At 58.8% G+C, this 15939-nt stretch carries 9 protein-coding genes; 5 read left to right on the top strand and 4 right to left on the bottom strand.

All coding sequences use genetic code 11. The annotated features are described in order from the left end of the window. The first annotated feature begins 36 nt into the window (after positions 1-36). The 4 genes from ACZYZ4_RS05175 (at position 37) to ACZYZ4_RS05160 (ending at position 7817) form a co-directional block, all read left to right on the top strand. A complete protein-coding gene (locus ACZYZ4_RS05175; protein WP_463858797.1) occupies positions 37-1752 on the top strand; it encodes a dynamin family protein in 1716 nt (571 codons plus the stop codon). Next, positions 1749-3362, top strand: coding sequence for a GTPase (locus tag ACZYZ4_RS05170; RefSeq protein WP_463858795.1), 1614 nt, complete (start codon positions 1749-1751; stop codon positions 3360-3362). The genes ACZYZ4_RS05175 and ACZYZ4_RS05170 overlap by 4 nt, the downstream gene beginning before the upstream one ends. 235 nt (positions 3363-3597) lie before the next feature. Further along, positions 3598-4311 (top strand): hypothetical protein, encoded by a 714-nt coding sequence (locus ACZYZ4_RS05165; RefSeq protein WP_463858793.1) that lies wholly within the window; start codon positions 3598-3600, stop codon positions 4309-4311. Beyond that, positions 4308-7817: a glycosyltransferase gene (locus tag ACZYZ4_RS05160; RefSeq protein WP_463858791.1), complete on the top strand. Its 3510-nt coding sequence runs from the start codon at positions 4308-4310 to the stop codon at positions 7815-7817. The genes ACZYZ4_RS05165 and ACZYZ4_RS05160 overlap by 4 nt, the downstream gene beginning before the upstream one ends. Positions 7818-8105: 288 nt before the next feature. Here the strand turns inward: ACZYZ4_RS05160 and ACZYZ4_RS05155 are convergent, their stop codons facing one another. From ACZYZ4_RS05155 to ACZYZ4_RS05140, 4 genes are all read right to left on the bottom strand, one after another. Next, positions 8106-9407, bottom strand: coding sequence for an ISL3 family transposase (locus ACZYZ4_RS05155; protein ID WP_463858789.1), 1302 nt, complete (start codon positions 9405-9407; stop codon positions 8106-8108). Between the two features lie 308 nt (positions 9408-9715). Further along, positions 9716-12976: a DUF6270 domain-containing protein gene (locus tag ACZYZ4_RS05150; protein ID WP_463858787.1), complete on the bottom strand. Its 3261-nt coding sequence runs from the start codon at positions 12974-12976 to the stop codon at positions 9716-9718. A gap of 88 nt (positions 12977-13064) precedes the next feature. Continuing rightward, a complete protein-coding gene (locus tag ACZYZ4_RS05145; RefSeq protein ID WP_463858785.1) occupies positions 13065-13598 on the bottom strand; it encodes a DUF1697 domain-containing protein in 534 nt (177 codons plus the stop codon). Between the two features lie 47 nt (positions 13599-13645). Beyond that, on the bottom strand, positions 13646-14365 hold the full coding sequence (locus ACZYZ4_RS05140) for an IclR family transcriptional regulator (protein WP_104061235.1): 720 nt from the start codon (positions 14363-14365) through the stop codon (positions 13646-13648). A gap of 113 nt (positions 14366-14478) precedes the next feature. Between ACZYZ4_RS05140 and leuC the strand changes: the two genes are divergently transcribed. Then, positions 14479-15933 carry a 3-isopropylmalate dehydratase large subunit gene (leuC, locus tag ACZYZ4_RS05135; RefSeq protein WP_463858783.1) on the top strand — a complete coding sequence of 485 codons (1455 nt, stop codon included), beginning with the start codon at positions 14479-14481 and terminating at the stop codon, positions 15931-15933. Positions 15934-15939: the final 6 nt, after the last annotated feature.

Raw genomic sequence — 15939 nt, 5'->3', positions numbered from 1 at the left:
CAGCCTGGCCCGCCGAATCTGGCGTCGGAGCCAGCCGTGGCATTGCTTGAGGCGGTGCGTGAGGATCTTTCCGCGGTGTCGTTGCCGCTGGCCCTTGCGGATGTCGAACAGGCGCGCCAGGACACGCGGAACGCAGTCGCCCAGCTGGACGATTACATCCTGCCGCGGTTCCGCAGCCTGGACGCACCGCTGCTCGCCGTTGTAGGGGGTTCCACGGGCGCCGGCAAGTCAACGCTGGTGAACGCCCTGGTCGGGCACCCGGTCACACGCTCCGGCGCCATCAGGCCCACCACCCGGCAGCCCATTCTGCTGCACCACCCGGCCGATGGCGGCTGGTTCGAAGGCCACCGTGTGCTTCCCACCCTCAACCGAATCAGGGGCACCGTCTCCACCGAACCCGTCCCGGCCAGCCGGGCCGGCGCAACACCCGATGCGGAGGCCATTTCCTCCCTGGTGCTGGTGGCGGACCAGGCTGTTCCGCAGGGGATCGCGCTGCTTGACGCTCCCGACGTCGACTCCATTTCCGACGACAACCGCAGGCTCGCCGGTCAATTACTCGCCGCCGCGGACCTCTGGGTTTTTGTGACCACTGCCAACCGCTACGCGGACGCGGTCCCGTGGAAGCTTCTCCTGGACGCGTCCTCGCGGGACATCATGGTGGCCGTGGTCCTGGACCGTGTGCCGGCGGAGGCGGAAGCCGAAGTCAGCGCCGACCTCCGCGCGTTGCTGCAGAAAGAGGGCCTCGGCGATGCCCGACTGTTCATTGTGCCGGAGACAGACCTGGACCATCTCGGTATGCTGCCAACGAACGCCGCGGAGCCGCTGCGGCGCTGGCTGCAGGACCTCGCAGCCGACGCCCCGGGACGGTCCGAAATTGCCCGCCGTACCCTCAACGGGACGGTGAAGGCGCTGGCCGGGCGGGTCGGCACCGTGGCGCACGCGGTCCAGGGGCAGGAGCGGGCCGCGGCCTCGCTCCGAGCAGACGCTGAGGCCGCCTATCGCGATGCCGGAACGCGGATCCTGGACGCAACAAAGGACGGCGCCCTCCTTCGCGGGGAGGTACTGGCGCGCTGGCAGGACTTCGTCGGAACGGGGGAATTCTTCCGGGCGCTGGAACAGAACATTGGACGGCTTCGGGACCGTGTGGGAGCGTTCTTCCGGGGCGAGCCGACGCCGGCCGTCCGGGTTGAGGCCGCCATCGAAACGGGGTTGCAGGCCGTCATCCTGGATGAGGCCGCCAACGCCGGCGAAGAAACCGACCAACGGTGGCGCTCGGACCCGGCCGGCCGCGGGCTCCTGGGGACGGACGATCTGTCCGGCACCAGCCCCGGCTTTGCCGAGGTGGCGGCAGCGGAGATCAGGGCTTGGCAGGCCGGCCTGATGGAACTGATCCGCACGGAGGGGCAGGGCAAGCGTACGCAGGCCAGATGGCTTTCCTTTGGGATCAACGGACTGGGTGCCTCGCTGATGATCGTGGTGTTTTCCATGACCGCCGGCCTCACCGGGCTGGAGATCGGAGTGGCGGGCGGCACCGCCGTCGTCGGCCAGAAATTGCTTGAGGCAGTATTCGGCGAAGACGCAGTCCGCCGGCTTGCGCGGACGGCGCGGGATGACCTCCATGCCCGGTGCCAACGGCTGCTGCAGGCAGAGCAGCAGAAGTTCCTCCAATGCCTGCCGGAGGGCGGCGCGGACACCGGCCGGAGCCTGACCGAGCACGCCGCTGCCCTGGCCCGGCTGGCGGCAAAGGCATGAGCCGCCACAGCATTGCCCGCGAAGCGTCGCAGCTGGACCGCAGGCTCGAAGCCCTCAATGACGCCCGCGAACTCGCCGAAGGCGTCTTGCCGGATGCCGCACTCGAGGAGGTGTTCCAGCTCCTCCAACGCGCGAGCTCCCGGCGGTCACTGTCGGCTGACCACACCGTTGTTGGGTTCTTCGGTGCCACCGGCAGTGGCAAGTCGTCACTTTTCAACGCGGTCAGCGGCGCTGAAATCGCGACGGCGGCTGCCCGCCGGCCCACGACGTCGGAACCGTTGGCAGGTGTCTGGGGAGCGGACGGCAGTGAGCCGTTGCTGGACTGGCTTGAGGTGCACAACCGCCACCATGCCGAGCCCGTGGCAGGCTTCGCGGACGAGGGCACGGGGCTGATCCTGCTGGACCTGCCTGACTTCGATTCCACCAGGGCCGCGAACCGCGAGATCGTGGAGCGCATGGTTGGCCTGGTCGATGTCCTGGTCTGGGTCCTGGATCCGCAAAAGTACGCCGACGCGGCAGTCCACAACGATTTCCTGGCGCCCCTGGCCGCACATGGAGCCGTGACCCTGGTGGTCCTCAACCAGGTGGACCGGTTGCCTGAACGGGACGTGCAGCCTGTATTGGAGTCCCTGAAGGGGATCCTTGCCCACGACGGGCTCGGCAAAATTCAGGTCCTGGGAGCGTCCGCCTTGAGGGGGACCGGCGTGGACAAGGTTCGGAGCGCCATCCGACATGTGGTGGTGCAGCGCCAGGCACTTTCGCAGCGGTTGGCCGCTGACGTTTCGCGGGCCTCCGGGCAGCTCCGGGCAGCCTCAGGCGTTGGGGAAGCCGCCGGTATCAGGCCGGCGTCAAGGTCCCGGCTCACCGATGAACTGGCCACGGCTGCCAACGTGCCCGTGGTGGTCGACGCCGTTGCCCGGTCCTACCGCATTGAGTCGACCCGCCGCACAGGGTGGCCGGCGACGCGGTGGCTGGTGCGGTTCCGGCCGGATCCGCTCCGCCGGCTCAATCTGAGAAGTTCTTCGCCGTCCCAACTGAACCGGACATCGCTCCCGGCGGCGAGCGCCCCGGAACGTGCCCGGACGGATGCTGCTGTCCGTGAGTTTGCGGACGCGGCGAGTGCGGGCGCACCCGGACCGTGGCGTGCGGCGATCCGGGGTGCTGCCCGGGAAGGACGGGAAGCGATACCGGATGCCCTGGACCAGGCCATCGCGGGCACGGACCTGATGGCGTCCCGGAAGTCCTGGTGGTGGGGAGTGTTCAACGTGGTCCAGTGGCTCGCGCTGCTGGCGGTCATGGGCGGCCTGGGCTGGCTTGGCGTGCTGGCTGGGCTCGGATATCTCCAACTGCCTGTCCCTGAGGTTCCGAAGGTGGAAGGCTGGCCGGTGCCGACGCTGATGATTGCCGGCGGGCTGGTGCTGGGGATCTTCCTGGCGCTGACCGGAAACTTCATCGGCGCCGGAGCCGCGAGGGCGCGTGCAGCCAGGGCCAGGAAACGGCTGAGGACAGCGGTGGGCGAGGTTGCCCGGGACTTGGTGGTGGAGCCGGTGGAAGTTGAGGTCAGCAGGCTCGCGTCTTTCAATGCGGCGCTGAAGGCGGCAGAGCGCTAGCTCAGTTCGAAGCACTACGCCCAGAATGTGGCGTAGAGCACTTCCGCCAATGAACTGGTGTCATTGAGCCCGCCATTGGCTGACTCAGAGTCAACGCTTTGGATGATTTCCGATAACCTGAATGGAGTCATCAATGCCTTACCAAGCGGGCTAGTCTCTGTGCCTGGATTCGGGCCGTGGTACGACGCTGCAGTCGCTCTAGACGTAACCGGCGAACAAGCTGAAGAAGGAACACATGAAGAACGACTCCGACCGTGACTCGGTTGATCCAAGTTTGATGCAGCCCGGGGATGGCGGTCGAACTTCTTCGCAAGTGTTGGCGCTAAGATTCGCCGGAGCTGAACGGGCGCTCATTGCACAGGTCGAACTCTCCGAAAAGAGGGAAAATAAGGCACGCAAGGAACTTCAGCAAGTTCGGGCTGACAGCCTAAGATCCAAAAAGTCCCTCGAAGTCCTTCTCGACGATGTAGAGAAGCGATCACTTATACAGCTTGAAATCCAACGTGCCGAGCAGGATCACCTACAACGCATCATCACGGATCTTGAGGCCAGCTCACGTAAGGCAACGGCGGCTTCTGAAGTGCAGCAGGAGGAATCTTCCGCTCTCAATACACAATTGCTGCTGCAGGTCTCCGAGCTCGAAGCCATTGCGGGTAGTCTCGAGGCGGAGGTGCTGCGGCTGAAGAATGAGGTTGCTTCATACAGCCGGACGATGGTTAAGAAGGAAACCTTCGGACGTGATAAAGCGCGACGCCTGGACACCGCATTGGAGATTTTGACCCAAGAGCGTTCAAGAATCAGGAGTTTGCAGGATTCCAGCTCTATGAGAATTGGTCGACTTATCACTTCTTCGCTGAAGAATCCGGGGGCCGCGATTGCTCTCATCTGGCGTTTGCCAAGAACGATCTTTGTAGAAAGCAAGCTGAATAATGGGGGAACAGCAAAATGAGCCGAGAAGAAAATAACACAGCTGTTGCATACTCAGAGATCGCTGCTTCGGAAAGAAATTCCCTCCTGCTTATGGATATTCGACATCTCCAGGTAGAGCGGACCAACCTTGAGCTACGGCTCCGTGAAGTTGAAGATCTCCTGGAGCAAACGGCCAAGGGACAAGAACAGGCTATGTCCGCGCTTCGCGGCGATAGAGATGCGCTCTTGAGATCGTTTTCAGTCCTGCGTGGTCGGCTCGACATGTCGTATGAAGCCCAAGGCGAGGAACCCGGGGGTGCCGAATCTACGAGGTCTACTTTTCCCTCTTGGAAAATGCCCGAAACCAACGACGTTTCGAGCCTACGCGTAGCGGCAATCATGGATGAATTCACAACGCACGCTTTCACTAAGGCTTGCAGGCTGTTCCCGGTATCGGTGGAGAACTGGGCATCGGATATTGAGAAGTCTCGTCCCGACCTCCTCATAGTTGAATCTGCATGGGAAGGCAACGGTGGCGCATGGCGCGGAAAAATCAACCATCTGTCGCCTGAGCTGATCGAGCTCGTCGCTTGGTGCAAAGCCCGCTCCATCCCGACTGCGTTTTGGAACAAGGAAGATCCAGTTCACTACAATTCGTTCGTGAGTACTGCCTCAATTTTTGATTTGGTTTTTACCACAGACTTCGACAGCGTGGAGAGTTATAAAAGTAAATTCGATCATAGCGAAGTTTATGTTTTTCCATTTTTTGGCGAACCAAGACTTCACAGTCCTGTCCAATCTATTCCGAGGCTACCCGGATTCAGTTTTGCTGGAACGTATTACGCTCGTTATCCAGAACGTCAGAAGAACTTCGAATCAATCATCGACGCGACCCGAGAAGTTGGCAAAACTGTAATATTTGACAGAAGGTTTGGGGGAAATGACCCAGCTTTTCTTTTCCCTGAAAAATACAAAGATCTCATCCACGGTAATCTGCCCTTCGCGGAGGTTGAAAAGTCGTACAAGGGTTTTGAGTTTGGTATCAATCTCAATTCTGTGAAACAGTCGCAAACCATGTACGCGAGGCGAGCCCTTGATCTCATGGTGTCCAACACTCATGTTGTGAGCAACTACTCGCGCGGTCTTCGTCTCATGTTCGGAGATTTAGTCGTTTCCAGCGATGATGTCCCTGAAATCAAGCGGCAAGTCAGGTTGCTCTTGGACCCTACTGACTCTTCCAAGACATCAGTCATAGCCGCGTACAAGCGTCTGCTGGCTCTAAGGAAGGTGCTGTGCGAACACACAACCGCTAACCGTCTGGAATATGTAGCCGAAAAGATTTGGGGCGGCCGTGTAAAACGGCACTTGCCATGGGTAAGAATTGTCGGCCATGCAGACAACAACGAATCGATGAAGCGGCTTCTGGAAATTTTCCAGAAGCAGTCGTGGATGAACAAGCGGCTAACCTTGGTCGTGGGTTCTGAAGTAGACACTCGCGAATACGGCAATAGAGATGGCGTCGAGTTTCTCAGAGAATCAGACGCCGAGTCAGTACCCGGATATACATTCATTGAGGATGCTGTTGCCTTCCTCAATGTCGACGACGCGTATGGTCCGGAGTACATTACTGACTTGGCATTGGCGTTTCTCTACAGCGACGCCGAGGTTGTGGGCAAGTCAGAACAACCTGGTCATGACTCCCATGACCGGACTTGCGAATATATCTGGACCCCTTCGAGTCCTATAAGGTCGAGTATTTGCCGACCGGCAGGCCTGGGCAAGATCAGCTTGATGGAGTGGCTGAATGACTGCAACACGGGAGTGTTTGCGGGTGATAAAGTCCTGCGTATTGACAGATTTAATTACCAGCGTGATTCTCTGGCTGACAGCGTTGTCTACTTAGATGGCCTTCATATCGACATCGGTAGTTCGATGGAATCGATCCAACGCACCGCGGAGACGATCAACCCGGCGGGGGAGACCGGTATGCACTTTGGGGGCCTGCAGGGAGTGCAATTGGCTAAACTGTTCCGCGGTAGATCCAGGAACGAACATCTTGTTATTACTGCGGCCGATGATGGCCTCCAGATCCGTTCCGATTTGTTGGCGTCAAAACATACGTACGTGTACGCCGGGGAGCGCATACCGAGAGACTTACTCCTAGACGACGGTGGGACGCTTATAATTCATCCGATTGCATCCGCGGGCCTCAAATTGTCGGTCGTAGTCGTATTCTTTGATGCAGACGCCAATCGGATGAATCACGTGGTACTCAACTCCGGCCAAAATCACGAGGTACAGATGCCGGACAACGCCTCGAGCGTACTCTTGGGTCTTCGTGCTCAGGGCAGCGGCACCTGTACCCTCCGGGGCATCGCGCTTGAGGCTGTTGATTTCGCTGAAGCTACGGCGCCGCTGCTCATTCGGCCCAAGAAACTGATTTTGACCAATGTCTACCCATCGTCGGCCGCTTTGTACCGCAATGGGTTTATCCACAGCCGCGTTAAGGGTTATGAAGATGCCGGCGTCGATTGCGAGGTGTTTTGTCTTAACCCGCGTGCCGCGGCTCACTCTTATGAATTTGAAGGCGTTGATGTTCACGTTGGAGGCGCCGCAGATTTGAAGCGTTTTCTCGGACAGCACACCCTGGACCATGTCCTCGTCCACTTCTTGGATCCAGAAATGTGGCCGGTTGTGTCCGACTATGCCAAGTCAGGCCGTGTCACAATATGGATCCACGGAGCGGAGGTCCAGCCGTGGTATCGACGGGACTTTAACTACTCTAATGAAACTGAGCGTTCAGATGCCAAGGTGGCAAGCGAGATTCGTATGGAGTTGTGGAGGAGGGTATTTGTTGATGTCCACCCCAATGTCCATTTTGTCTTTGTTTCACAATATTTTGCCGAAGAAGTTATGGAGGATGTTGGAATTGCCCTCCCCGCTAGCCGTTACTCGATTGTGCACAATTATATCGATACTGAGTTGTTCAATTACGTCCCCAAGGTCCCGGGACATCGATTTAAGTTGTTGAGTATACGTCCGTTCGCATCTCGAAAATACGCCAACGATCTCACGGTTGAATCGATTGTTTTGCTAAGTCAGGAAGACTTTTTTGACAAGATGGATATCAAGATTATTGGTGATGGGGTGTTGTTCGATCAGACCCTTGAGCCACTCAGGAAGTTTGCTAATGTGACGATCGAACAGCGTTTCCTGTCTCGATCTGAGATCTCTTCCATTCATAAAGAATATGGGCTGTTCATCACTCCTACTCGAATGGATTCCCAGGGTGTATCCAGGGACGAAGCGATGTCTTCTGGGCTCGTCCCAGTGACGACTGCAGTAACAGCCATTCCAGAATTCGTCGACCCCTCCTGCGGAATTCTCGCAGCTGGAGAGGACTCCGAGGGAATGGCGAGCGGTATTGCACAAATTATCCGGAATCCTGACGCCTTCGTAAGTATGTCATCGGCGGCGGCGGAACGTGTTCGAGGGCAGAGCGGCTACGATCAGACCATCGGTGCTGAACTGAAGATGATGAGTTAGCCCCAATACCGTTTACTTAGGCGGGTTTGGGTATTCGTTTGAGTTGCCAGCCTGACATCTTGCGTTTGACGACGCGGGGGTTGGTGGCTCTTCAAGGTTCCCGGGGGAATAGGTTCGTGTTGTAGCAAGCAGAGGACTCGGGGTCCTGCTGGGATGAGTGTTACTACGCATTCATCCTGAACAGGAACCACGAGCCTTGTTAGCCCAGGGTTTTCATGATGGTGTCGCCCGCGGGGTGTGTTTAAGGGCTCTTCAAGGTTCCCGGGGATGGTCTGCTGAGATGATTGCTCATGCTGCCGTCCGGGCTGCACTTCTCAAGAGAATACGCGATTTGTAATTGATTGGGTTGCGGTAGCCGCGGGCGGTTCGTTTGATGTGTTTAATTGCGGTGTTATTGGCTTCTACCTTGGCCGTCGTTGCTCCCGTGACGATGCGGACCTCGATCTCGGCCCACCATCGGCACACTGTCCGGTAGAGCCTGTTGGTTCCCGGCATCGCGGCGCGTTCGACGAGGTCGGCCAGGGCAGTCTTCGCGGCGGCCGCAGCTTCGAGGGAGCCGGTGGAGAGCAGGATGCGGAGTTGTTCCTTGACGTGCCAGGCGGCCTCGAGGCTGCCGGTCGGATCATCACCGGCGAACACGCCCGCGAGCCGGCCAGCCAGCCGGTGCTGTCCGCGTTCTGAGAGGTTCTCATCGGCCTTCAGCAGCAGCATCCGATTCGCCCACGCCGGGTCCGTGGCCCTACCCCGCCGGCCCCGAACTTGCTGGGACAGGCCCTGACGGACCGTGGTGAGCATATCGTTGGCCAGCATCGTCACATGGAAGAGATCCACCGAGACCGCCGTGCGCGGCAACCACATCCGCAGCGCCTTCCGGAACGCCGCGGACGGGTCGATCGCGACAACCCGCACCCCGAGCCGCCAGTCCAGCGGCCGGGCGAAGAGCCATTCCCCGACACCCTTGTGGTCGCGTCCGTCCACGATGCCCAGGACCTGGCCGGGGTCCAGGTCTACGATCGTTGTCATCCACGGCTCGTACCGGGTCCAGGCCTTCGTGCCGGGATCCTGGAAGAACCGCACCGACCGGTACCGGTGCTCATCGATGCCCAGCATTCTGGGTGCGAGGAGGTCCACGTCGGGCAGGCGCAGCGCGGCGTCTCCAATGACCTGCTGTACCAGCCACCAGGAGATCCCGAATGCCGCGGCAGTCTCGGACACGGCCCGGCCCGAGGTGATGACCGCGTCCAGCACCGTCTGCCGCAGCCGCCGCGTCGACCGGGCCCGGCGCGGGACCTGCGGCGTCGCCTCGCAGAAGGATTTCCGCTCGCACAGGTACTCGTCACAGAACCAACGCCGCTTGTCCCAGAGAAGCACGACCGCGCCGGCGACCGGGAGGTCACGCAGCCGCTGGCAACGGCGCTCCTTCACCCGGGAAGCGATCACTCCGCAGTTCGGGCAGCCCGGCGGGAATGTGGTCTCCACCGTGATGTGGCGTGCCCCGTCCGGGAGCTGGACGGTGGCGGTGACACGGTAATCAGGCAGGTTGAAGATCAAGCTGGCAGCATCTTCAGCCGCCACAGTAGGCTCTAACAAGGCTCGTGGTTCCTGTTCAGGTTGAATGCGTAGTAACACTCATCCCAGCAGGACCACGAGTCCTCTGCTGCTACAACACGAACCTATTTCCCCGGGAACCTTGAAGAGCCCCTAAATGCGAAGGGCCCCTTCGGGGTGTTGGTTGCTTGATCGCTACCATTTCAAAGAGGCCCTTGACCTCGCTCCCGCCGCACAACGCCGCAACGGAAGCCACAAACACCGTGGTGGCGTCAGACCGTCCTAGCCACGCGCATCTGCGAAGGGGCGGGTTGCCGTAATGCCTAAGGAAGGGCCGGGCTACCGTATGCCTAAATAAGCCCCCGCGAGCGTATGGTGGAAATTGCTTTGCCCTCGCGAAATAGCACGGCCTTAGCAAAGACACTGGTGGCAGGCACCTCATTGATTGTCACCATGTCGGCCTCACAGTCCGCAACCGTGGCAAATGTTTCTGTTCCGTCCGTCAAGGTCACGGAATACTTCAAGGAGGCTGGGTCCAGCATGAATGATCTGTTAGATGTAACTCTCACGACTCCGTAGGGATCTCTCGTCGCTTCAACTTCGAAGGCGCGCGGACGGACACGAAAGTTTGGTACTGCATTGGGAATTTCGGCCGGCCGCTGTAATGCCAGGATTTCCTGAATATTTGCTAATTTCCGAGTACTCATTACCTGTTCATAATATGTGTCTTTTCGGGACTGAGTGAGGTTATCTCCCCACCGCATGTACACCCACCCGGGTTTGTTATCGGAAGTTTCAAGCATCTTCAAGCCAACTCGCTTCATCCGATCTTGAGCGTTCTCATTAAACACCTCCGGTATGGACCACGGGCTGCAGCCTTTAAGGGCATCCAGTTCGGCCATCGGTCCTACTATAAACTTATTGCCCGTCAGGATGCGATTCAATCTGACGTCATCGACTTCAATTTCCCCGTTTACATAGCAAAGATAGGAGTTTTGAAGCCCCAAAACAAAAAGGCTGTGCGACGGGAATTGGTCATATGCCGCACTAGCTATCCTCACGAGCTCTGCCACCTGCCAGGGCTGCCAGATATCGTCGTCATCCAGTCCGATTCGGATCAGCCGACAGCTTTCAATAGGTGGCATCTGCTTAAGAGCGGCATCGAAAAGGTAATTGCGGCGCGGAGCATGTTTGTTTGGATTCTTGTAGAGATCTGCATGATGTTGCGGAGAATAGCCGTAGCCATTTATTGGATGATCATAGGTCACGAAATGGAATATCTTGGCCACCGGTTCGGGGTAGGACGAAATCAGCGTCTCAAACTGCCGACGTTCCGTGACCTTATCCGAGGAGAGATAGACGACATAGCGCAAGTCAACTGATTCGGGAAGCTGTTGTCCCGCCACCGACTGCAATGTATACAAAAAGCGATTTGCGAATTTCTGGAGAATTGACGAGTTCTGTTCATAGTCACAGAATATTGTTTCCACTACAACAGAAGTGGACACTCGGCGTCTACCTGCTATTTGGGGTTCTGGGTATCCATTCGCTACGAATTCCAGTGCCTTGAGTGTTCTTCTATAGAATGCTGAAGAGAAATGAAATGGGGATACGCCCCATTTATGATTTCGGTCGGCTTGAATTGTCTCCTCGGGATAATCGATTGCGCGAATTCCAGGGAAGGACAAAACGTAGGTGTACAGGCGCCGAAGAAGTTTATTTCCATCGAGTATCTTCGGCATACCTTCGAGTTCGGCACCGCTTTCATCTATGGATGCCCAAAATACGCGATTTACCAGTATCTTCTCGGCAGGTACGATCTCTAGAAGTTTATGCCACCCGATCATGAATGCGGTCATATACTCGTCCGAACCTGGTTCGACAAGCGCCTCGCCAGCAACGTCGAATCCAGTCCTGCTTAGCTCCGGCGAATAGGTGTCATATCCGCCTTCCGATCTAATTAACTGCAACCGCTCATCGATAAAATCTATAAGAAGGTAATCAAAGTTTGAAGCCCTGATGGCCTGGGCTAATTCCTTGTTTAGATCCGTACCGACCATTCGGCGCTGGAACGAGCTGGGATTTTTTTCAATGGAGACCTTTTCAACCAGGCCAGTAGGACGGCCGAAGGCGCTTCCAAGGCTACTGCGAGCGCGATAGTCAACCAACTCAGGTGCGTCAGGCTCTTCGAAGGCATCTCGTGACACGCAACTGCCGTATACGAAAATCCGGAGGTCGGACTTTTCGGGTGACTGCTGCCCTAGAGTTGCGGATTCTTCGGCAGCGCCGATCGACGATTCCATTTCCCGGGCTGGCTTGTGCTTAGCTGGTACCGATTCAGGATTTTTATTGAGCATTTTCGGAGCGTCAGTAACCGGAATATTGATAGTACCCAATTGATTGTTGAACCCATCGACGAAGGTTGCCTCGACCCTCACTGCATCTTGGGGAGAAATGATAATCAGACTATATGAAGCGGACGTGAGAATTGAATGCTGTATTCTCTTGGAATCACCGAAGACATTATATGAAACTTTGATACCACCGGCTCCGGGACGGCCTCCCTTCCAGTTGACGGAAACGATGAGCCTGTCCTGATCTCGTGTCAGCTCTAGATCAACAAGCGGTGCGGCCGCCTGCCATTCCGTCCTCATATCGCGCGGAAGTTCATGAAATTCGTGAGAAAGTGATCGAGATGCGATAAGAGAATTATAGATGGCCCGTGTGCTACGAGCCGGAAGTAACATCTCTCGAATTGCTGAATGAATTATTTCAAGCGGTGGAACCGCGTGGCCTGCTCCGAAATTAGATATAATAACCGAGTGACCCATATCATTGGAATAGAATCCGTTACCACGATGTATATATTGATTCAGCCTCAAGAACGGCTTCAAGTGCTTTGAAACATGCCAATCAGTAGAGTTTTGCAGATAAAGCACTCGACCGGCATTAATCTCAGGCAGAACCGTGTCAATGCCAACGGCGGCCATCTCTGAAATTATGAATTCCTTGTTGTCTTCTCCATCGTATGAGAAATCATTATCTGGTACCGCAACGTTGAAATATTGCTTTACGGCGCCGATCTCGTAATCAATTATTGAAGTCTGCGGATTCCAGACAAAGGCTGATGCTTGGCTTCCCACGCGATGAGAATAGTAGAGGCTGGCGAATCCACCCCCGGACCCTCCGATAAGCAGCAGGTCCCGCCCTGACCTCACGATGGCACTCTTTAGAATTTCGGTGATCGAGTCTTGGGCGTGGTCTGCTTGAGATCCTGCGTACCACCCGAGCGGAGTGCTTGAGTCGTAATTGAGTGAGGGATCCGAGAAGGCAACCAGCGGTATGCCAAGCGCCTGAGCCACGCGAACGCCGGAGAAGTAAGGTCCTAGCTTTCCCGTCCTATTCGGCAATGCACCGGAAAAGAACACGGCTACGGAGTCTTTTCTGGCCGCGCTCAGAGGATCAGACTGAAGCAGAACGTCCAGGTGGTTTCCATTCGGCAGGGTCACGATATGAATCCCGTCTGCCCAGCGAGGTTGTTCCACAAACGAGAGGACGGAGTCCCACCTAAAAAGTGGTTGCTTCCAAGCGGCATAGTCGGTGGGCTCCAAGCCGATTCCCTTCGTTGCTTCAACAAATGTGTACTGATCGACTCTAGGTCAACGGACCATTTCGTGTGTAACGGGTGACGCAAGCCATTCAGGATCCGGAAGCGTCCCTGACCTTGACCAGCGTCCGCAGGTTCCGGGTGGTGGTGGTTGCCTTGAACTTGGCCTTGGACGAGATCTTGCTGAAGGGGCTGTCCAGCGTCCCGCCGGCCGGAGCCAGCCAGGCCAGTGCCTCCGGACCGAGCCTTGTCTGTTCAGTCCCGTCAAGGGCTGCGCCGGCCGCTTCCAGCTCATCGAGCATGACGGTGTCCGAAGCCAGTGTGATGTAAGTGTGCGTTGCCTTGTCGTCCGGCGGATACGGGCAGGCCACCACGAGTTCGGAGACCCGTTGGACCGTCAGAACAACCACCCAGGCGTCGTAGCCGAACGCGTCACGCAGGCATTTTTCAAACTTCCGCTTCACCGCAGCAGAATCCTCGTCGCTGGCAAGCACCACGTTGCCGCTGGCCAGCAGTGTCTTGACTTCCGCGAACCCCTGCGATGCAAGGGCGTTCTTGAGGTCCGCCATCTTGATGTTGATCCCGCCGACATTGATCCCGCGGAGGAAGACTGCGTAGCTGTTCATGCCGACAGCCTAGCTGTGGGCAGCCACGCCTGGACGGAGGCGAGGCCTCAGTCGTTGCTCTTGCGCAGAGCCTCGGTGAGGAGCCGAGCGGCGTTGCAGACCACCTCGGCGTGGAGGCGGCCCGGCTGCCGGGTGAGCCGCTCGATGGGGCCGGAGATCGAGACTGCGGCGATGACGCGTCCGGACGGTCCCCGAACGGGGGCCGAGACTGAGGCGACCCCGGGCTCGCGTTCGCCGAGGCTCTGGCCCCAGCCCCGCCGTCGTACGCCTGCCAGCACGGTGGGCGTGAAACGGGCGGCCTGCAAGCCTTCGAGCAGACGGTCATGGTCTTCCCAAGCCAGCAGTACCTGTGCGGCGGAGCCGGCCTTCATGGAGAGTTTCGTGCCCACGGGGATGGTGTCGCGCAAGCCGATGGGGCGTTCTGCGGAGGCGACGCAAATACGCCATTCGCCCTGGCGGCGGAAGATCTGCGAGCTTTCGCCGGTGGCGTCGCGCAGCTGCATCAGGACTGGTCCGGCGGAAGCGATGAGACGGTCCTCGCCGGCGGCGGAGGCAAGCTCCACCAGGCGGCTGCCGAGGACAAACCGGCCCTGGATGTCGCGGCTCACCAGCCGGTGATGGATCAGGGCCAGGGCGAGCCTGTGCACGGTGGGCCGGGCCAGGCCCGTGGCGGCCACCAGCTGTGCCAGCGTGGTGGGTCCGGCCTCCAATGCATCAAGCACATGGGCCGCTTTATCAATGACACCGACTCCACTAGAATTGTCCATGTAATGATATTGACGTCTCATTATCTGAGATGCAAATCTTTGGGCTGGCACATAATGCGGCCCTGCTGGTTCAGTGGAACCAAACAGCCAAACAGCAGTGAAGGGAGATGGCCGTGGCAAAGACACTGGCCGAGAAAGTCTGGGACGCACATGTGGTGCGCAAAGGCGACGGCGAAGGAGCCAATGCCCAGCCCGACCTCCTCTTCATTGACCTTCACCTTGTCCATGAGGTGACTTCTCCGCAGGCATTTGAGGGCCTGCGCCTGGCGGGCCGCAAGCTGCGCCGCCCTGACCTCACCATCGCCACCGAGGACCACAACACTCCCACGCTGGACATCGACAAGCCCATTGCCGATCTCACGAGCCGTACGCAGATCCAGACGCTGCGCAACAACTGCGCGGAGTTCGGCGTTCGCCTGCACTCGCTTGGCGACGCGGAACAGGGCATCGTGCACGTGGTTGGCCCGCAGCTTGGCCTCACGCAGCCTGGCATGACCGTTGTCTGCGGCGACTCCCATACGTCCACCCACGGCGCGTTCGGTGCCCTGGCGATGGGCATCGGCACGTCCGAGGTGGAGCACGTCATGGCCACCCAGACGCTGTCCCTCAAGCCGTTCAAAACCATGGCCATCAACGTCGAAGGCACCCTGCGCCCGGGAGTCACCGCCAAGGACATCATCCTGGCCGTGATAGCCAAGATCGGCACCGGCGGCGGCCAGGGCTACGTCCTGGAATACCGTGGCTCCGCCATCCGCGCGCTGTCCATGGAAGCCCGGATGACCATCTGCAACATGTCCATCGAAGCCGGTGCCCGTGCCGGCCTGGTGGCCCCGGACCAGATCACCTACGACTACATGGATGGCCGCCCGCACGCGCCCCAGGGCGCGGACTGGGATGCCGCCGTCGAGTACTGGAACACGCTGAAGACCGACGACGACGCGACGTTCGACGTCGAGGTGGACCTGGACGCCGACACGCTGGAGCCGTTTGTCACCTGGGGCACAAACCCGGGCCAGGGCGTTTCGCTCTCCGCCAAGGTTCCGTCCCCTGAAGACTTCGGCGACGAAAACGCCAAGGCGGCCGCCGAACGCGCCCTTCAGTACATGGGGCTCGAGGCCGGCACGCCGATGAAGGACATCCGGGTGGACACCGTCTTCCTGGGCTCCTGCACCAACTCACGCATGGAGGACCTCCGGGCCGCTGCGGACATCATCCGCGGGCGCCAGAAGGACCCCAACATCCGGATGCTGGTGGTACCTGGTTCGGCCCGCGTTCGGCTGGAGGCCGAAGCCGAGGGCCTGGACAAGGTCTTCAAGGACTTCGGCGCCGAGTGGCGCTTCGCCGGCTGCTCGATGTGCCTGGGCATGAACCCGGACCAGCTGGAGGTGGGGGAGCGTTGCGCCTCGACTTCAAACCGTAACTTCGAAGGCCGTCAGGGCAAGGGTGGCCGCACGCACCTCGTATCACCGGTGGTGGCGGCAGCCACGGCCATCCGTGGCACCCTGAGTTCGCCGTCGGACCTCGATCCGGCGCCCGAGTCCGCCGCCATCCGCACCGACGTAGCCTAGGAGACC

The sequence above is a fragment of the Pseudarthrobacter adonitolis genome, assembly GCF_055412845.1.
The sequence above is the reverse complement of the archived record's forward strand: the minus strand, read 5'-3'. Positions and strand labels throughout refer to the sequence as shown.